Below are 19,829 nucleotides of genomic sequence, written 5' to 3'. Positions count from 1 at the left end.
TATTAGTCTAAATCTTTAAATTTAAACATTTAATCTACTTCTAACAATTAATTATATCATATGTAATTTGTCAATTTCAATTGAGAAAATTTAAGATAAATCAACAATAAAAAAAGCCTCATTTAAAATTTTAAATGAAGCTATTTCTAGTTAGATTATAAAAATATTTTTAAATATTTTTAGCTTGTTCTTTTTTAGCAATTGATGGCAATATTAGTCCCAATCCCAACAATACCACTGGAGTCAAAATGTTAAGCATCAATTTGAAATTCCATTGACTTGTGAATGGTTCTCCTTCTTTTGGAATCATCCCTAATATACATGCAAATGCTGTGAATACAAAACACCAACCGGCGATAAATTTACCGAATGATTTTGATTTTGTAAATCTATATTCTACACCTTGTTTTTCATTTAGATAGTGTTTCAAAGCAAAATATGCTGCAAATACCCACATATAACGCATTGGCATTACTATTGAGTTCAAATCCAACAACCAGTTGTACAATTCATTTGAGTTTCCAATTCCCAAAGCTGGAATAATTATCAAAATACTAACCAAAATAGTAGTTAATTTGTATCCACCAACAGGAACTTTTTTGTCGTTGATTTTTCTCAAGAAGTTTGGAACGTATTTTGCATCTGCTTCACTCAATAAAAGTTTAAGTGGTGCATCGATACTCATAACCAAAGCTGCAGCTTGTCCAGCAAAATTTGTCAAAGCATATATTATCACAAGTGATGAACCTATTCCATAATATTGTCCCAACTTTTCAAATGCATAATAAGCACCATTCATTTTTAAGTCGTTTGCAACATTTGTTGTATCGAACATCATCCCCATTGCAACTGAACCCAAAATCGCAGATACAGTTACCATCAAAGCCATAATCAACATAGCTTTTGGGAAGTTTTTACCTGCATCTTGTGTATCATTTACATAAGGTGAGATTTTTTCACAACCACCTACGGCAAACACTAGCATGGATATTGTGGTTAAATAATGCAAATTAAAGTTAGGCAGATAAGTTTTGATGCTCGTCATATTAGGAGATGCAACTTCTACTCCTCTTAATGCAGGAGCTGCCAACATTAATAAAATAAATAAAATACCCATCACAAAACTTGCAGTACCGGCAATTGAACCTAAAACTTTTATAGATTTAATACCATTTGCAGCTAAAAGCACAAATAATAAAAATATTATTAGTACTAATGTTTGTAGTACAATTGGATTTAAAGATTTTACCATTTTAGGATTTCTAAAAATCGCCCATGAACCTGCAACCATTAAGTTTTGTGGTTTTTGTGCTAAATATGGGATATGTACTACCCAATAAGTCCAGCCGGACAAATAAGCTAGTAATGGTCCCATTGTTTGTTTTATCCAATAGCTAAGTCCTGATTGTCCTTCTTTGAAAGTTGAACCAAGTTCTCCAACCATCAATGAATAAGGAATAAAATACAAAGCCATTATGAATATCCAACTTGTAATAACTGCCAAACCTTGGTTGGCATAGTTATTAACAACATTTCCAAAACCCCATACAACTGTGAATCCCATCCAAATTAGATTGGTCACTGTAAGAGATTTTTTCTTTTGATCGTCAATTAAAACATCGTTTTTCATATTTCCCTCCTAATTAGATTATAGCAAAATTTATTTTCATTTAAAACATTTTTCAATAAAAAAATAGCTTCTAGATTTACTAGAAGCTACTTGATATTTTATTTTGAATAATTTTCTATTATTTTCAAAACCAAATCCGATGCTTTTTTCATTTGGTCGATAGATAATAATTCGTGCTTTCCGTGGAATGCATATCCTCCAGTGAAAATGTTCGGACATGGAAGTCCTTTGTATGATAATTGTGCTCCATCAGTACCACCTCTGATTGGTTGAACTAATGGTTTTATTCCCAAATCTTCCATTGATTTATAAGCCAAATCCACAATTTCCATTACAGGTTCTATTTTTTCTTTCATGTTGTAATAGCTATCTTTCATGTCAAGTTCGATAGCGTTGTTGTATTTCACATTCAAGAATTCTACTAATTTTTCCAAATAAGATTTCTTTTCTTCGAATTTTTTCTTGTCGTGATCTCTGATTATGAATTTCATAACAGTATTTTCAACAGATCCTTCGAATGATGTCAACAAATAAAATCCTTCATAATGTTCAGTGTGTTCTGGTCTTTGAGCAACAGGAAGTTCATTGAATAATTCCATACCAATTAATTGTGAATTAATCATAGTATTTTTTGCGCTACCAGGATGAACATTTTTGCCGTGAATAGTTATTGTCGCACCTGCTGCATTGAAGTTTTCGTATTCCAATTCTCCAATTGGGCCACCATCCAAAGTATATGCAAAATCAGCGCCGAATTTTTCTACATCGAACAAATCAGCTCCTCTTCCTATTTCTTCATCAGGAGTAAATCCAATTTTAATTGTTGGATGTTTAATATCTTTGTTTTCGCATAATTTATTCACAGCATCCATTATAATTGCAATACCAGATTTATCGTCAGCACCCAAAAGTGTAGTTCCATCTGTATGAATTAAAGTTTGTCCTTCCAAATCTTTTAAAAATGGAAAATCTTCCACAGTAGTAGTTACAGAATCGGATAATTTGATGTCTCCACCTTTGTATTCTAAGATTTGTGGTTTTACATTTTCTCCTGACATATCTGGAGCAGTGTCCATGTGAGAAATGAAACCGATAGATTTTGATTCTCTATCCAAGTTTGATTCTAACGATGCATACACATATCCATTTTCGTCCATGTGAGCATTGTCAATTCCCATTTCTTTTAATTGCTTAACCAAAAGATTACCCAAATCTTTTTGTCTAGATGTTGATGGACAAGTTTCGCTTGCTTCATCACTTGTAGTATAAATCTTCGCGTATTCAATAAATCTATCAACTATATCTATCATAATTTTCTCCTATTTAATAACTTTCTTTTCTTCCCAAGATTTTTTAACTGCGTTTGCAACATTTCTTGCAACATCTTTGTTAAATGCTTCTGGCAAAATTCTTTCTTCTGTTGGTTGTTCAACCATGTGAGCTATTGCATAAGCTGCTGATAATTTCATATCGTCAGTAATCTTATCTGCTTTTGCATCTAATGCTCCTCTGAATACTCCAGGAAATACCAATACATTGTTAACTTGGTTAGGATAATCACTTCTACCTGTTCCAACTACTCTTGCTCCTGCTTCTTTTGCTTCGTCAGGATAGATTTCTGGAACTGGGTTAGCCATCGCTAAAACAATAGCATCGTGGTTCATTGAAGATACCATTTCTTTTTTTAAAATTCCAGGAGCGGAAACCCCGATGAAAATATCTGCATTTTCCATAGCAGTTTTCAAATCTCCTTTAACTTTATTAGGATTAGTTGTTCTGGCGATTTCTCTTCTAGCTTCGTCAAGTTTTTCATCATCAGGATCGATAATTCCACGGCTGTTTAAGATTAAATTATTCTTAGCACCTGCCAATGTTAACAAGTTAGAAATTGCAATACCAGCTGCCCCTGCACCACTGATTACGATTTTGACATCAGAAATATCTTTCTTAACGATTCTCAACGCATTGATAACTGCAGATAATACAATAACAGCAGTACCGTGTTGGTCGTCGTGGAATACTGGAATATCTAATTCTTCGATTAATCTTTTTTCGATTTCAAAACATCTTGGAGCTGCAATATCTTCAAGATTAATTCCACCAAATGAAGGAGAAATTGCTTTCACAGTGCTGATTATTTCTTCAGTGTCTTGTGTGTTCAAGCAAATTGGGAATGCATCAACATTACCGAATTCTTTGAATAAAACTGATTTACCTTCCATAACAGGCATACCAGCGATTCCACCAATATTTCCCAAACCTAAAACTGCAGAACCATCAGTTACAACAGCAACCATATTTCCTTTATTTGTATATTTATATGCAAGCTCATTGTCTTCGTGAATTTTCTTACAAGGTTCAGCAACACCAGGAGTGTAAGCCAACGCCAAATCCATAGCGTCATTAACTTTTACTTTAGATACTACTTCTAATTTCCCTTGATTTTTTTCGTGAAGTTCAAGAGCTTTTTGTTTGATTTCTTCGATATTCATTTTTCACCTCATAAATTTTCATATAACTTTCAACAAAATTGTTGAATTACATTATTACAATATAATTTTAACACTAAAGCCCAACTATTCCAAACAAAAAGAGGTATTATTTAAAATACCTCAATTGATTTAGAAAAATATTGGAACCAAAACAGATGCCAATAAAATTATTAACGCTCCTCCCAAACGAGAAGATATTTGCGCAAATGGCATAAGTTCCATTCTATCTGCAGCCGTAAGAACAGCAACATCACCAGTACCACCCATGTTAGCCATGCATAATCCTGCTGTAAGAGCTGTTTCTATTGGATAGAATCCTACGAAATATCCTACGATACCAGCACCAATGATAGCTCCTATGATAACTGCAAGAACAAGAATTACATAGCTTGGTGTAAATGCTTCGAAAATTTGTCCCAAATTAGTGTAAGCCATACCAATACCAAGCATCAATGCTGCTGTGAAGTTTTTGGCAACGAAATTGTACCAACCTTCAGCAACGTGTTCGATTTTTTCAGGAACAATTCCTGCTGCTTTAACGATAACTACAGAAATAATCATCCAAGCATAAGAATGAATTTTGATACCGAGCTTTTCGAACAAAAATGCTAGTATCGCTCCAAATGTGAAAAATGCTGTTGCAATTACAATACCTGCGCCGTAATCTTTAACATTTTCTAAGATTATATTTTCTTTCTTTTCAGCTTTCAAACTATCATCATTACTTCTAACTAATTGTCCATTACCCGTTAAACTTGGTTTTACTTTTCCTAATCTGTTCAACAAACCACCTGCAACAATTGCCACAGCATTACCCAAAGCAACTGCTGGAACAAGCTTACTCAAAATAGTTTCTGACGGAATATTCAATGCTGATTCGAAAACTTTAGAAATAGGTACAGCACCTGCTCCCATTCCACCACCCATAATTGGGATACCGATGTATGCGATAGACTCACCTACACTCTTTCCGAACAACAAACCTACACCACCTACTAAAAGTAATGCCATAATTACAGAACCCAAAATACATGGTAAATATCTAATAGCTGCTTTGATAAGCAACTTTCTATTCATACCAAGAATTGAACCTGTGATTAAAGCTGCGATATAGAAATCAAGGAATCCTCCTTTAGTCATAAAAGTATTTATACTTTTGATGGATTCAGCTGGTAACCATTTATAATAAGTTATAGCCGCACCAACAAATATAGATACAATAGCTCCACCACCCAAATATGTCTTGATAATTGGTGTGTGATTTCCGATTAAGTTTAACAATTCCCCAAATACAATCAAAAACAAAAATGCTCCAACCATACCATTTGGTAGAACATCAAATATGAATGAAATAACGATTATTACGCATGCGATTATAAAATACGGAATTTTTAAACCTGCGATCTTTTTATCCATATATTACCTCCTTATATAGTTTTTTACATTTTATATTATCTCATTTTAAAAAACAAAAAGCAATCTAAATCAGCTTAATTAAAAGTAATAAAGTGAATAAATACAAAATTGTCGTACTCACAACATAATAACCAGCCAATGAATCATCTTGCTTATATCTTTTAGCGAAAACATAAGTATTAACAGCCGTAGGAGCCCCAAATAAAATCAACGCAACAACCTTTTGAATTTCAGACAAACCGAACATTTTTCCAATAAATAATCCTGTCAAAGGAAGAACCAAAAGTTTTACAATGGAAACCTTCATAATTGATTTAATCTCTCTAAAATCTATTCTAAAATTCAAACCGTATCCCATAGTCACCAAAGCCAAGGTTCCTGCAATATCTCCCAAACTTCTCAAAGGAGTTTCCAAGAAAACCAAATTAACCTTAGTTACATACAAAAATATTCCTATGAAAAGCCCAATCATCAAAGGTGTCTTCACCACATTAATGAACAACTTTTTCTTAGAATTATTCTCACCTACCAATCCTTCGTACAGGCTTACAGTGTAGAAATTATAGAAAAACTGACTAATTCCTGTGATAGCTCCAGCCATGACAATCCCCTCATCTCCAAACAAAACACTCAATATTGGAAACGACATTATAATGAAATTGCCTCTACTCATAGCATTGGCTTCTAGTACAACATAAGATTTGTCCTTATTGGTAATTTTCGCCAAAAAATAAGTAAGAAAAATATGAAATACAAACACCACATTCAAATATACAAAATATTTTACACTGAGATTTTGCCCAAAATCCACCTTGTAAAAACTCATCATAATTTTTAGAGGAAAAAACACATTAAAAATCAACTTGTTAAGTCCCGTCATAGTATTATCGTCTACAATGTTGAACTTTCTTATCAAAAATCCAATAAAAATTAAACAGAACAAATTGATTATAGTTAAGTACAACTGAGAATAATTTACCAAAAAACCACCTTTTTCACATAAAAATATAGGTAAATGAAACCACTTACCTATACAACAATACTATTTATTTGTCAAAAAATCAAATTATTTTGTGTACAATTCAATATATCTGTCCTCTGTAGTATAATCTGATTTTTCAATCGAATCGATGATTAAACCATCGGCCATAAATTTCTTCAAAGAATCGTCCAAATCATTCTTAGCCACAATATTGACGACCCTTTGGTTTTCACTATCGGATGTTACAACCTTGTATTGTTCCTTTGAAATCTCAGACAAATTCTCAAACGCTATTTTTTTATCCACCAGAAACATTACATCGTCTGTTAACTTATCCACTTCTGACAAAGTATGAGATGACAACACAACTATCTTGCCATCATCTTTTAATTTCAGAAGATAATTTCTAAGCAAAATAACGCTAGTAGGATCCAATCCAGTTACAGGCTCGTCCATAATGTAGATATCATAATCCCCCATGAAAAAATATGTCAACAAAGTTTTTTGTTTTTGACCCAGAGAATAAGTGCTAACTTTTCTCTTCATAAAATTATGAACCTTAAAAATATTCAACACCTCTTCAAACTTTTCATCAGAAACATGACGTGAGTTCTTTGCGAAAATAAAATGATCCAACCCTGTCAAGTTATCATACAGCATATCCAAGCTTCTTGCATAGGATAAATACTTGAAAATCTCCGGATTTTTATTATCTATATCATTAACCTTAATCTCACCTGAATCGTACTTCGTCAAATCAGAAATTATATCCATCAGAGTAGTCTTACCAATACCATTTGGTCCAACTAACGCGTAAATACCAGGTTTATCTAATTTCAAATTCAAATCCTTTAACACTTCGTTTTCACCGTAAGATTTGTTCAGACCTTTAATCTCAAGCATTAATATCCCCCTTCATTTTTTTCATTGATATCAAATTAAACAATATAATATAAAATACAATCATTATCACATTATATATCGGATTAGAAAAACTAAACTCATTCAAATAATTGTATCCGCCTTTTAATATCATCAAACTATCTAACGAACTAAATGGATTCAATAGGAAAAACTTACCCAAAGTTCCAAAATAGCTAATAAGTATTCCCAAAACAATCAAGAAAGTTGTAGCAATTATATTCACAGTTTCATTCTTGATGAATGTAGTCATCATATTTGAAAAACTAACCACAAGTAAAATTATCAAAACATTTATCAAAATCATTGGCAAGATGAAACCACTGGATGCCCTGAACACACCCTCTACTACACCATTATAACTGTAATCGTAGCAAAACACTGGATACAACTTCTCACCAAGTCCTCCGTTAAATAATCCAATTATCATACTAATTGCCAAAATCACAATATACATTCCGACAGATAATACAAACGAATTAATCTGCTTTGATTTCCAGACATCTTCTTTCCATTCATTAACAAAAGCCAACTTCAAAGTTCCATTGGACCTTTCCTTTTTAAACTCAAGAGTAAACACCAAACAAATAATCAACGTAAAGGCTGGAATAATCCCATTTTCATACATAGATATAACATTTCCTATAAGTCCTTTTTGTTCAGTAGGATCATGTTGTTTTGTTTTATACAAGCTTAGTTTTTTATTAGATAATAAACTTTGTTCAATCTCATTGCTAACAAGTTCATAACTTGAATCGGGCTTTAAGTGGTTATCAATAAAATAATTCACCCTGTTCTCATTAGAGCGAGAAGTACTGGGATCTATTCCTTCTTCAACTGATCCCCTTTTAGTATTCAGGTAAAGTAGCATATTACTGTAATATTCTGCTGGATTGTCAGCTCTGTTAACATAAGATTTTTTGAAATTTTCCAATTTAATTAGTTCTTGCTTATCACCTTTGTCTTTTGGATTGTTCTTTACGTTAATCTTTGCAACATCAATACTGATGTCTATGGTCTGCAAATCATCTTTTGATTTTATGTTTTTGAATTTTATCGTATTGAAGCAGAATAACACAACTACCACTACAGTTAGTAAACAAAAATACTTATATAATTTGCTTCTCATAATTTTAGCAAAATCCAATTGCAAGATATTTTTGATATCGATTTCGGAGTATGTTTTAGAAAAATTATAATAAATCAACTTGTATCTGTTATTGTTAATTAGTATTAAACATACAATCAATAACGCTAATACAATTGGAACAGCTATTGAAACATTACCAAGATTATGAAAACTATTTAAACTAAACGATAGATCATATTTTCTAGATAGCAATGAAATTATCCAGTAAATCGATAAAACAGCTATAATTGATAGACTTTGTTTCATGTACCTTCTGAAAATCTCATACAAAATCATCGCAATGCTGTAAATTAAAAACCCCGTCCCTATGTATTTTAAAGCAAGTACCATTGAGTTTACATTCATTGTTATAAGTGAATTAGTCTTTAGGTTTGTTACAGTTTTCAATATCATATCGTTCGCGCTTCCCATTGGAAATCCATTGACTGCAGAGTAAATAATGTTGCCCACAATCATGGATAAGATTACAACCGCAAAAAATACGACATACTTTACAAGCCTTGCATACACTAATTTTTTGGAACTAACTGAAATAGTGTCTAATTTTAGACTTTTGAAATTCATCTCATTAGCAAATACAGCTATCAGAAAAACCACACACAAGAAAATATCATTCATGACATTTTCCATCAGGAAACCAAAAGATTTGAAAAAACTAAAATTGTTGGTAGTTGTGTAGAATCCATATCTGTTAATTTCATCACGAACCAAATTAAAATAAGGATCCAATTCTCTAAACATTTCATTATTAGACAACTTGTTTAAGTTGTTTTTTTGTTTGAACGATTCTATCTCATCATATTGGCTCAATAATTCATTGTAGAAATTATGCTCTGTCTTTGAGGAATACTTTGCAGTTTTTGTCTCTTCCATCAACATACTCACATCGTATTCCAAAGGTTTTATGTACTGCAAAGAATTAAAATTCATCTTGCTAAAATCCAAATATTTCTGCTGTTCCTCTTTGTTTTCAGAAGATTTGGAGATTGCAAATGACTCCATCATTGTATTTTCAAAAGTATTCCTAGTTTGTATAAGATATGCATAATCTTGATTAGTATATTCATATTTTATGCTGTTTAATGTTACAAAAGAATACACACAAAAAATAATAACTACAACAGGAAAGATTAACGACTTGTAAAGTTTTTTCAGTTCAAACATATTGTCTCCTTTCAAATATGTAATGAGGAGGATTTTTAATTAAATATTAGTTACCTTGATTTTTTATCTTATTTTATTGGAATGGACAAATTGAACCACCAGTGCAGTGATAAACAGTTCCACTATAGTACCAAGTTTCTTTATTATTAGTAACGTCTACTGTTATTTTTCTTCTTCTATATAGCATCCCTTTATATCCAGTAATTGATGATTCTCCATACATTACAGAATTAGGCGCTTTTCCTTTTGGAAAAGTATAATTTTGCCCATATTCCTTTTGATAAACGACTGTTGGTTCCGCAGGTTTTACTCCGCTACCAGCTAATGAAACGTTTTCTTTTAAAGTTGGACTTATTGTTAAGCACATAAGTATTATTGTAAATAATATTTTTTTCAAATTTTTCATAATTTCCTCCGTTATTATAATCCTCCTCATATACTTTCTACCCATTATTTTTTATTTCCAATCACATTTTATGATTTTTTAATTTTAAATAAACTTTTTCTCAAGTATTTTTTAATTCTTCTCTATTTTTTTATGTTAATTTATTTTAAAAGAAATAATTTCCTCATTTAATGCAAAAAAATCTTCCACACTGTTTAGTGCAGAAGACTTTTCGCAATTATTTATCGCTTAAATAAACAAATAGTAGTTAGTAAATAAACTTAATCATTTGAAACGCTTTTTACTAATTTAGATTTAATTAGTAATCGCTGAGAATCGTATGGATATGGATGACAAGACATTAAATACAACTTTGATTTATCTTCTTCTTTAATAAATCTACTCCAATCATCTGGTTCTATAATTTCGTATCCATATACTTCGTAATACAAAATTTGAGTCTTTGTTGTAATTTTAATTACAGAACCATCCTTTAGTTCATTTATTTTTTTAAATGTAAAATCTTCGTTTCTACCACCTCTATGAGCTGCTAAAACAGTCATTGTATTATTTTTATTTGATGGCATGTCTGTATCTGTGACAATTCCACATCCATTTGATAATGCTTTTCTTGAAGTATTCATATAAATAGGCAAAATTAGTTTTATATCATCTACTCTGAGCACTCCTATAGCCTTTTCATCAGTAATTTTATCGCCTGTTTCATTTTTTGTTTTTTCTTTTTTTATTTCTTTACTTAATTTGTTTTTTTCATTTTTTGTGTTATTATTTTGAAATTCATTTTCCAAATTTATAGCACTGTTTTTTTTGGATTCTAATCTGTTAAAGTTTATAAAAAGAAGTGCTAATGAAATAATCATTAGCACTCCTCCTAAACTAATCAGAAAGCCTGATTTCTTCAATACTCTAAGCCTCTTTCTTCTTTTTTCTAATACCAATTCCTGTCAAAGCTCCTCCAATAGCTAACATTATTATTTCATATGTTGATGCATTAACTCCGTCCCCAGTATTTACTAGAGTGCCTTTTTTATTTGGAGAGCTTGAATTTATTGTATTATTGCCTTGAGTTATAGGGCGAGTATTAGTTTTCTTCTTGTAGATGTGTTTTGTATTGCCTTTTTCATCAGTTTTTGTTTCTACAAATTCATATCCAGGAATGTCTTTTTTGTCTTTTTTTCCATTTTCCTTATCAGCAATAGTCTTACCATCTTCGTCTACATATTCAGTAACTACATCTGTAGGTGGTGTGACTTTCTTGTATATATGCTTTGTATTGCCTTTTTCATCAGTTTTTGTTTCTACAAATTCATATCCAGGAATGTCTTTTTTGTCTTTTTTTCCATTTTCCTTATCAGCAATAGTCTTACCATCTTCGTCTACATATTCAGTAACTACATCTGTAGGTGGTGTGACTTTCTTGTATATATGCTTTGTATTGCCTTTTTCATCAGTTTTTGTTTCTACAAATTCATATCCAGGAATGTCTTTTTTGTCTTTTTTTCCATTTTCCTTATCAGCAATAGTCTTACCATCTTCGTCTACATATTCAGTAACTACATCTGTAGGTGGTGTGACTTTCTTGTAGATGTGTTTTGTATTGCCTTTTTCATCAGTTTTAGTTTCTACAAATTCATATCCTTCAATGTCTTTATTAGGTTGTTTACCATTTTCTTTAGGAGAAATTGTATTTCCTTCTTGATCAACGAATTCAGTTACTACATCTGTAGTAGGAGTAGTAGTTTTCTTCTTGTAGATATGTTTTGTATTACCTTTTTCATCAGTTTTAGTTTCTACAAATTCATATCCTTCAATGTCTTTATTAGGTTGTTTACCATTTTCCTTAGGAGAAATTGTATTTCCTTCTTGATCAACGAATTCAGTTACTACATCTGTAGTAGGAGTAGTAGTTTTCTTCTTGTAGATATGTTTTGTATTACCTTTTTCATCAGTTTTAGTTTATACAAATTCATATCCTTCAATGTCTTTATTAGGTTGTTTACCATTTTCCTTAGGAGAAATTGTATTTCCTTCTTGATCAACGAATTCAGTTACTACATCTGTAGTAGGAGTAGTAGCTTTCTTCTTGTAGATGTGTTTTGTATTACCTTTTTCATCAGTTTCGGTTTTTACAAATTCGTAGCCATCAATGTCTTTATTAGGTTGTTTACCATTTTCCTTAGGAGCAATAGTTTTACCATTTTCATCCACGTATTCTGTTACTACATCTGTAGTAGGAGTAGTAGCTTTCTTCTTGTAGATGTGTTTTGTATTACCCTTTTCATCAGTTTCGGTTTTTACAAATTCGTAGCCTTCTATAGTTTCTTGAGCTTGTGTTCCTTCTTTTGGAAGAAGTAATTGATTTCCATTTACATCAACATATCTAGTTTCAACTTTTGGAGCAGGTGCGATTTTTTTATAAACATGGATCGTATTACCATTTTCGTCTTTGTCTGTTCTTACTAATTGATATCCTTCTATAGTTGATGGATCATGGGTACCAGTTTTGTCAGCTAGTATTTGATTACCTTCTGTGTCTACATATCTTGTTTCTACACCTTCAAAAGGAGTTTTGCTGTAAGTGTGAATGGTGTTACCATCATTATCTTTACTTGTTCTTATATATTTGTAACCATCTATAGCTACTGAACCTTGTTCTCCTTCTTTTGGAGGAAGTAGTTGATTTCCATTTTCATCAACATATCTTGTCTCAACTTTTGGAGCAGGTGCGATTTTTTTATAAACATGGATTGTATTACCATTTTCGTCTTTGTCTGTTCTTACTAATTGATATCCTTCTATAGTTGATGGATCATGGGTACCCGCTTTATCAGCTAGTATTTGATTACCTTCTGTGTCTACATATCTTGTTTCTACAGTTGGACTAGGAGTAGTTTTCTTTTTGTAGATATGTTTTGTATTTCCCTTATCATCTTTTTCAGTTTTTACAAATTCATATCCTTCAATGTCTTTATTAGGTTGTGTTCCATTTTCCTTAGGAGCAATAGTCTTACCATCTTCATCGACAAATTCTGTTACTACTTCTGGTGTAGGAGTAGTCTTCTTTTTGTAGATATGTTTTGTATTTCCCTTATCATCTTTTTCAGTTTTTACAAATTCATATCCTTTGATATCTTTTTTGTCTTTTGTTCCATTTTCCTTATCAGAAATAGTATTACCATCTTCATCAACGTATTCTGTAACTACTTCTGGAGTTGGTTTTACTTTCTTGTAGATATGTTTTGTATTTCCTTTTTCATCAGTTTTTGTTTCTACAAATTCATATCCTTCAATGTCTTTATTAGGTTGTTTACCATTTTCCTTAGGAGCAATAGTCTTACCATCTTCATCGACATATTCTGTAACTACAGCTGGTGCAGGAGTAGTTTTCTTTTTGTAGATATGTTTTGTATTTCCCTTATCATCTTTTTCAGTTTTTACAAATTCATATCCTTCAATGTCTTTATTAGGTTGTGTACCATCTTGCTTAGGAGCAATAGTCTTACCATCTTCGTCTACGTATTCTGTAACTACATCTGGGGTGAATTCCCATGTTCCTGTGACAGTTTCGTCTTGGTTAGAAATTGTTACTGAATCTTTGTCGTATGATTTGAATTTCCAAGTTCCCTTGTTTGTTTCATCTCTGTATTCAGCGTCTTTTCCAGTTGGAACTGGGGATGTTACTTTTTCACCTTTTACTTTTCCAGTTACTTTTTCTGGTGCTTTTGCTTTTAATTCGGCTGGTAATTCTACACCTTTTGTTCCACTTTCGTATTCGTATGTTACGTTGTGTTTGTTTGGTGTGAATTTCCATTCGCCTTCGAATGTTACATCGGCTCCGTTTACTTTTGCATCAACATCTTTTGTATCTGGATTTTGATCTTTGAAGCCTTCGAATGTCCATGTTCCATCGTTTTCTGTATCTTTTACTGTTGTTTGTTCCGGAGCAGTAGGAGTTACAGTGCTACCGTCTTTCTTACCAGTTTGTTGAGCTGGTGTTAAATCTTTTACTGCTTGTGGAAGTTCTTTGTTTGGATCTTTACTTACAAATTTGTGTGTAACGTTGTATTTTCCTGGTTCTGGATCTGGTGTGAATTCCCATATTCCTTTTACGTTTTCGTCTTTGTTAGTGATTTCTACTGAATCTTTGTCGTATGATTTGAATTTCCAAGTTCCCTTGTTTGCATCATCTCTGTATTCAGCGTCATCGCCTGTTGGAATTGGGGATGTTACTGTATCACCTTTGACTTTTCCAGTTACTTCTTTTGGTGCTTTATTTTTTAATGCTTCTGGTAATTCTTTACCTTCTGTTCCACTTACATATTCGTATGTTACTTTGTGTTCGTTTGGTTTGAATTTCCATGTTCCTTCAAACATTACATCAGCACCGTCAACCTTAGCATCTACGTCATCAGTAGTTGTATCTAGGTCTTTGTAGCCTTCGAATGTCCATGTTCCATCGTTTTCTGTATCTTTTACTTCTGTTTGTGTTGGAGCTGTTGGTTTAACAACGCTTCCATCTTCTTTGCCTGTTTGTTGATCAGGAAGTTGATCTTTTACTGATTGTGGAAGGTCTTTTCCTTCTGTTGCTGACTTAAACTGATGGTTTACATTGTAGGTTACAGGATCAGGTTTTGGAGAGAATTTCCAAGTTCCTGTAAATACAAGATCTTTATTATCAACAGTTTCACTTTCTTTGTCATACTTAACAAAGGTCCATACTCCATCTTTAGTTGTGATTGATTCTGGAACAGGTTTTGTTGGTGTTACTTTATCACCCTTAACCTTTCCTTTTTCTGGATTTGGAAGTAGATTTTTCACTTCATCAGGAAGAGGTTTTGTTGGATCTTCACTTTCAAACTTGTAAGTTACTTTATGTTCGTTTGGTGTGAATTTCCATGCGCCTTCGAATGTTACATCTGCTCCATTTACTTTTGCATCTACTTCATCTGTAGTTTTATCTTGATCTTTGAAGCCTTCAAATTTCCAAACTCCGTCATTTGTTTTGTCTTCTACGTCTTTTGGATCTTTTAATTCTCCTGGGGTTGTTGTTTTGCCATCTTCTGCTGTTTTATTTTCTGGAAGTTGGCTATCAACTGCTGATTTTACATCAGCTGGCATTTCTTTCACTGGAGAATCTTCTGCAACTTTAAATTCGTGTGTTACGTTGTATTTTCCTGGTTCTGTATCTGGGGTGAATTCCCATGTTCCTGTGACTTTTTCGTCTTGGTTAGTGATTTCTACTTCATTCTTATCGTATGATTTGAATTTCCAAGTTCCCTTGTTTGCGTCATCTCTAAATGCAGCTTCATCGCCTGTTGGAACTGGTGATGTTACTGTATCACCTTTGACTTTTCCAGTTACTTCTTTTGGTGCTTTATTTTTTAATGCTTCTGGTAATTCTTTACCTTCTGTTCCACTTACATATTCGTATGTTACTTTGTGTTTGTTTGGTGTGAATTTCCATTCGCCTTCGAATTTTATATCTTTTCCATTTACTTTTGCATCTACTGCTTCTGTATCTGGATTTTGATCTTTGTAGCCTTCGAATGTCCATGTTCCATCATTTTCTTTATCTGCTACTTTTGTTTTTTCTGGCTCAGTTGGTGTTACAGTTTCTCCATCTTTAGCTGTTTTATCAGCTGGAAGTTGAGCATCGACAGCTTTTTTAACATCAGCTGGCATTTCTTTTACTGGAGAATCTTCGGCAACTTTAAATTCGTGTGTTACTTTAAATTCATCTTTTACAAAATTAGCTTTAAATGTAAGAGGTTCTGTGATTACTGCTTGTTTTAATTGTTCTTCAGTAATTTTTTCTCCAGCAGCAATTTTTGTTCCATCTTTTAATGTGATTTCTTTATCAGCTGTCCAGTGGCTAAATTTATATCCTTCATTTGCTTTTGTTTCTGTGCCCTTTGGATTTGATTTAAGTTCAACTTCTTCTTTTGTTTTATCTACAAAGTTTTCGCTTTCCTTAACTTGTCCATTACCATCAGTTGTGTAATTGATGATAGGAGCCCAGATAGCATAGATATAATTATTTTTATCTTCTTCTAGTTTGTTGACATTGACCTCTTCGTCTGCTTGGAATTCAGGCTTTGTTGCGTTTTTATCTCTGCTCCAGCCTTTAAAGGCATATCCTTCACGGCTGTATTTAAGATTTTCATCTTTATCATTGTCTAGGACTTTATGGAAGTCTTCTACAACTATTTCATTAACTGTATATTGATTACCTTTACCACCGTTTGGATCATATGTTACCTTTGTAAGTGATGAATCTTTTATTTCTTTCCATTGAGCGTAAAGAGTTTTATTTTTATCCATTAGGACAGTTTCACTTGGTTTAATTAGTCCGCTAGAACCATCTTTTGTTTCACTCCAACCTACGAAAACTTTTTTGCCACCATTTACTTTTACATTTCCAATATCTTGAACTTGTGCTTTGGCATCAGTGATATAAGAGCTTGAATCTATTGGAGCTTTTCCTTCGACTTCGTCATTAGCTTCTAAGTTCAAATCGTATTTTAATTCTAAATAAGCATATTTCCACTTAGCATATAAGTGAGTATCATTATTTTTAATTTGTTTGTGAAGATTTGCTTTTACAAATCTACCATTTTTATTTTTCTCATACCAACCTAAAAATTCTGTTGCGTCTTTTGGTTGAATTGGTTTAGGGAAATTCTCTTCGCTGACTTTTCCACCGTTATATTGTCCATCATAAAGAGTGTCATCTTCAGGAATTTCACTTATTTTTTCTATATCTTTTTTATAGTCATCTTGGTTGGTGTGGAAGGTTACTTCGTATTTACGAGAATCCCATTTTGCGTAGACTGTAATGTTATGAGCAGGCATTTTTGCTCCAGCTTCATGTTTGTGTTCTACGTTAAATTCTGAGTCATCATACCAACCTTGGAATACTTGACCTTTAGAATTTGTAGTTTCTCCTTTTACATAATCAAGTCCAAAATCGCTTGTATCAGCTTCATATTTGTATGGTTTTGAATCTAATTTTTTACTTCCAGAGTAATAATTTATATTATAAGTTTTGCGTTCGTAGAATAAGAAACCTACATAAGTGCCATCTTCTATATATGGTGTTCCTGTGTAGTTTTGATAAGCTTGTTGACCTTTACCTGCGGCAAACATATAATCTCTAAAGGCTGGATTATTTACATTTACTGATTGCAAACCATCACGTGACATATCTCCAGTTTTAGGCTCAAATCCTTCTATGTCATCTACATGGTCAGTTTTATCTACCCAAGTAAATGTTGGATTTAGTTGAGTCATTCCTGGGTATGGCTCATGGACTCTAGAATTGCCTCCGTAGTACCACTCAGAGTTTTGGAAGCTTACTCTTTTACCAATTTCTTTCATGGTACCAAGGGTAGATTTCAAGGTTGCAAGATCTGATCCGTTTATACTTGCATTAAATTTACTTGGATCCCATTCAACAAAGCGTAGTTGGTATTTTGTACCCTTAGCATAAACTCTATACATATAAATATCTTTATCACCCATTGCCGGTGCTCTTGTATAGAAAGATCCTATCCTTTTATCCATGTAATAAATATAATCTTTATTTAGCTTGTCAAACCATGTTTCAGAACTTTGACCGTAACGCAAATCTACGTGGATATTTCCATTTTCATCTGTAGCATTAACCCAATTAGGTTGATAATAACTAATTTTATTTGCATTTTTATAGACCCATATAGTATGAACATTTCTATCCATATAGACAGGTACAACTGTACTGCCATCAGCTTTTATTGTTTCAAAAGCTTGTTTTGTTTTTTCTTCGTTTAAATGGAAACCTTCATAATCTAGGGTTTGAGGATTAGTATAGGTGTGATCCATTTGTCCGTTTTCGTCTTTACTATTGTAGCCATCGCTAAAGCGGCCATCTTTTTTTGATAGCTTACTAATATCTTCAACTATTGGACCAGTTGGGGCTACCTTAGGATCTGGATTTTCACTTCCTTTAAATGGTAGGCTTGTTTTTTCTCCATTAAGTCCTCTTGCTGATATTATTCCAAGGAAGGTGTAGCCGTCATCGTCAATATTTTGGGTCATAACCTTAAATTTATAGTCAACTACAACTGGTTTCCATACAGCATACACAGTAATGTCTTTGCTTAATTCTAAAGTATTAAGGTCAACAGGATCTCCATCTTTTTTCAAAGACCAATGGCTAAATTCATAGCCTTCTCTTGTAGGAGCTTCTGGCATTTTTTCAAGATGGCTACCATCGTCTGCAAGTATTTGTTCTTGGAAGCTTGCGCCGTCTCCTGTTATAAATGTTGCCTTGTATTTAAGCTCTGTAATCGCATAGAGTTTAATGTCAGTTTTTCCATCTGCAATATCTTTTTTCAATGACTCCTCATCATAAGGGACAGATTTTCCATCTTTTGATGTTGACCAATTTACGAAGTATTTATTAGCATCATAAATTGTAGGATCTTCTGGTAGTTTATAAGAATCAGCATCACTGATGGTGTCAGTCATATAAACTCTATCATTTTTATCGCCAACTATATAGTAGGTTATTACTACTTGACTTTTGAAAACTGGGTAAACTTTAATTATTTTTTTGTCGTTACCTTTAATCTCTATTGGCGTATCAAATTTAATTTCGTTACCTTCTTCATCTTGCCATTTTAAAAAGACTTTATCTTTGTCTTTAAATACATGGCCAGGATCAGATAATGTTTTTCCATTAAGAATGATTTGTTTTTGTATTTCTTTAGCTGAATCTTTGTTTTCTATTGTGTCATTATAGAAATGATACTCATTGATTCCTTGTTTTGGACTTAGTATGTTAGCATAGATTGGCTTTATACCAGCAAAAACAATAAAAGCGACAGCTAATAATACTGAAAACAAAATTTTTCCAAAGTGCTTATGTTTCTCTTTCATATTTCCTGCTTTTTTTCAAATAGTATGTTAGCATAGATTGGCTTTATACCAGAAAAAACGATAAAAGCGACAGCTAATAATACTAACAACAAAATTTTTCCAAAGTGCTTGTGTTTCTATTTCATATTTCCTCCTTTCTTTTCAAATCTTTTCAAAGTCTAACATGGCATAACATGGGTATTTAAAACATGATCTACCAGCTAGAATCAATAGTTATTGTTGAAATAATTTACATTCAACATAATAACTAACAAGCAATTAACTACTTAGAGAATAGCAGGTGAACCCTAATTTTATATTGAGTGAATTTGTAAAAATCAACTCTTATATAAAACGTTATCTTTTCAGATAAAATTCCCCTATTTTTGTTTATTATTATATCACATTTGCTCGAAAATTGATATGTTTACGGGATATATATTTATAATGTAATTATAATTGATGTTTATTGGATGAAGTAATTTTTACATAATAGAAGTTTAATTTTTTAAATTAGATTATATCTCATTTTAGTACTTTTATACTATCTATCTTTCTTTTTTGGGTTTATTCGTTAATTTATAAACTATAATTTCGCAAAGATTTTTGATTTTTATTTTCCAAATTTATTCTTAAAATTTGCAATAAAAAAGCCCTCACCTAAGTGAGAGCTAAATAGTCTTAGTATATTAATTATTCTATAATTTTAGAAACAACGCCAGCTCCTACTGTTCTTCCGCCTTCTCTGATGGCAAATCTTAATCCTTCTT

Annotated in this window: 11 protein-coding genes and 1 pseudogene; all 12 read right to left on the bottom strand. The window is 32.2% G+C overall.

Features of this window, described 5'->3' with window-relative positions:
* Window positions 1–169: 169 nt before the first annotated feature.
* Window positions 170–1,630, bottom strand: a complete 1,461-nt coding sequence (locus tag GKF99_RS07215) for an amino acid permease (protein ID WP_154273016.1) — start codon at window positions 1,628–1,630, stop codon at window positions 170–172.
* A 98-nt stretch (window positions 1,631–1,728) separates the two neighbouring features.
* Window positions 1,729–2,940, bottom strand: a complete 1,212-nt coding sequence (gene pepT / locus GKF99_RS07210) for a peptidase T (protein WP_154273015.1) — start codon at window positions 2,938–2,940, stop codon at window positions 1,729–1,731.
* A 9-nt stretch (window positions 2,941–2,949) separates the two neighbouring features.
* Window positions 2,950–4,122: an NADP-dependent malic enzyme gene (locus tag GKF99_RS07205; protein WP_154273014.1), complete on the bottom strand. Its 1,173-nt coding sequence runs from the start codon at window positions 4,120–4,122 to the stop codon at window positions 2,950–2,952.
* A 129-nt stretch (window positions 4,123–4,251) separates the two neighbouring features.
* Window positions 4,252–5,538, bottom strand: coding sequence for a 2-hydroxycarboxylate transporter family protein (locus GKF99_RS07200; protein WP_102164381.1), 1,287 nt, complete (start codon window positions 5,536–5,538; stop codon window positions 4,252–4,254).
* A 64-nt stretch (window positions 5,539–5,602) separates the two neighbouring features.
* Window positions 5,603–6,520: an AEC family transporter gene (locus GKF99_RS07195; RefSeq protein ID WP_154273013.1), complete on the bottom strand. Its 918-nt coding sequence runs from the start codon at window positions 6,518–6,520 to the stop codon at window positions 5,603–5,605.
* A gap of 84 nt (window positions 6,521–6,604) precedes the next feature.
* Window positions 6,605–7,423, bottom strand: a complete 819-nt coding sequence (locus GKF99_RS07190; RefSeq protein ID WP_154273012.1) for an ABC transporter ATP-binding protein — start codon at window positions 7,421–7,423, stop codon at window positions 6,605–6,607.
* Complete coding sequence (locus GKF99_RS07185) at window positions 7,416–9,755, bottom strand: hypothetical protein (RefSeq protein ID WP_154273011.1); 2,340 nt, start codon at window positions 9,753–9,755, stop codon at window positions 7,416–7,418. The genes GKF99_RS07190 and GKF99_RS07185 overlap by 8 nt, the downstream gene beginning before the upstream one ends.
* Before the next feature lie 73 nt (window positions 9,756–9,828).
* A complete protein-coding gene (locus GKF99_RS07180) occupies window positions 9,829–10,161 on the bottom strand; it encodes a hypothetical protein (RefSeq protein WP_241673587.1) in 333 nt (110 codons plus the stop codon).
* A gap of 260 nt (window positions 10,162–10,421) precedes the next feature.
* Window positions 10,422–11,021, bottom strand: coding sequence for a class C sortase (locus GKF99_RS07175; RefSeq protein WP_154273010.1), 600 nt, complete (start codon window positions 11,019–11,021; stop codon window positions 10,422–10,424).
* 46 nt (window positions 11,022–11,067) lie between these two features.
* Window positions 11,068–11,682 carry a MucBP domain-containing protein gene (locus GKF99_RS08645; RefSeq protein ID WP_347233080.1) on the bottom strand — a complete coding sequence of 205 codons (615 nt, stop codon included), beginning with the start codon at window positions 11,680–11,682 and terminating at the stop codon, window positions 11,068–11,070.
* Window positions 11,683–12,117: 435 nt separating this feature from the next.
* Complete coding sequence (locus GKF99_RS07145; protein WP_154273009.1) at window positions 12,118–19,080, bottom strand: SHIRT domain-containing protein; 6,963 nt, start codon at window positions 19,078–19,080, stop codon at window positions 12,118–12,120.
* A gap of 672 nt (window positions 19,081–19,752) precedes the next feature.
* Window positions 19,753–19,829: pseudogene (locus GKF99_RS07140) on the bottom strand (elongation factor Tu); the annotation flags it as partial.

Origin of the sequence: Finegoldia sp. BIOML-A2 (assembly GCF_009678315.1) — a bacterium.
GTDB classification, from domain to species: Bacteria; Bacillota; Clostridia; order Tissierellales; family Peptoniphilaceae; genus Finegoldia; species Finegoldia magna.
This window is presented reverse-complemented; position numbering and strand designations above follow the sequence as displayed.

What these genes read in the sequence shown, in the direction of transcription:
- GKF99_RS07190 (WP_154273012.1), bottom strand. Translation starts at nt 7,423, where the DNA reads ATGCTTGAGATTAAAGGTCTGAACAAATCTTACGGTGAAAACGAAGTG.
- GKF99_RS07215 (WP_154273016.1), bottom strand. Translation starts at nt 1,630, where the DNA reads ATGAAAAACGATGTTTTAATTGACGATCAAAAGAAAAAATCTCTTACA.
- GKF99_RS07175 (WP_154273010.1), bottom strand. Translation starts at nt 11,021, where the DNA reads ATGATTATTTCATTAGCACTTCTTTTTATAAACTTTAACAGATTAGAA.
- pepT (WP_154273015.1), bottom strand. Translation starts at nt 2,940, where the DNA reads ATGATAGATATAGTTGATAGATTTATTGAATACGCGAAGATTTATACT.
- GKF99_RS07185 (WP_154273011.1), bottom strand. Translation starts at nt 9,755, where the DNA reads ATGTTTGAACTGAAAAAACTTTACAAGTCGTTAATCTTTCCTGTTGTA.
- GKF99_RS07205 (WP_154273014.1), bottom strand. Translation starts at nt 4,122, where the DNA reads ATGAATATCGAAGAAATCAAACAAAAAGCTCTTGAACTTCACGAAAAA.
- GKF99_RS07145 (WP_154273009.1), bottom strand. Translation starts at nt 19,080, where the DNA reads ATGAAAGAGAAACATAAGCACTTTGGAAAAATTTTGTTTTCAGTATTA.
- GKF99_RS07200 (WP_102164381.1), bottom strand. Translation starts at nt 5,538, where the DNA reads ATGGATAAAAAGATCGCAGGTTTAAAAATTCCGTATTTTATAATCGCA.
- GKF99_RS07180 (WP_241673587.1), bottom strand. Translation starts at nt 10,161, where the DNA reads ATGAAAAATTTGAAAAAAATATTATTTACAATAATACTTATGTGCTTA.